Genomic DNA, 571 nt, shown 5'->3' with positions numbered 1-571 from the left:
TTACTGACGAGAGTATAGTGATAGCCAGTATTTCCATAACAATATGTATTACTTTCTGTGATAATCACCTCAGGCTGATCATCACCATTCAAATCTCGTACAACAGTTATTTCACCCAATGAGGTGAAGCGAAATTCCTGACAATTACTACGCCAAGATTTGCCATCGAAGCTATAGCCTGCGGCTTTAAACGCAGAAACTTCGTCTGCATATGTAAGTTGAACGGAAAACGCATTTATACTCCAGAACAGCAAAGGAGTATATAAGAAGTAAGCATATTTGTTTTCAAATGGCATTGTTGTTTTTTTTCATAGTGTTGAAAATTTTTGTGAACCCTCTCGCTGAATATTTCCATGAGTTGAAGGTGATAAAATTCTTTCTCTTCAATTCATTTATTAGATATTTTCTTCCTACATTTGTTAATGGATATGTCAATGACGTATATTCATTCGCACAAAAACTTTCCATTTTCACTACCTTTCCATTTATATCAAATGGTTTCATATTTTCCTTCTTACCCGCTTTGTCTCGACAGTCAACTGCTGGTGTTAATAGTTGCGCAATATGAATT

At 35.0% G+C, this 571-nt stretch carries 1 protein-coding gene and 1 pseudogene; both read right to left on the bottom strand.

Features of this window, described 5'->3' with window-relative positions:
- Nucleotides 1-296: pseudogene (locus AB4496_RS27955) on the bottom strand (hypothetical protein); the annotation flags it as partial.
- The coding region (locus AB4496_RS27950; RefSeq protein WP_372133285.1) for a hypothetical protein at nucleotides 286-571 on the bottom strand (286 nt) is incomplete at its 5' end. The gene AB4496_RS27950 and the pseudogene AB4496_RS27955, both read right to left, overlap by 11 nt.

It is taken from the genome of Vibrio sp. 10N.222.46.A1 (assembly GCF_041473595.1).
GTDB classification, from domain to species: domain Bacteria; phylum Pseudomonadota; class Gammaproteobacteria; order Enterobacterales; family Vibrionaceae; genus Vibrio; species Vibrio tasmaniensis_A.
The sequence above is the reverse complement of the archived record's forward strand: the minus strand, read 5'-3'. Positions and strand labels throughout refer to the sequence as shown.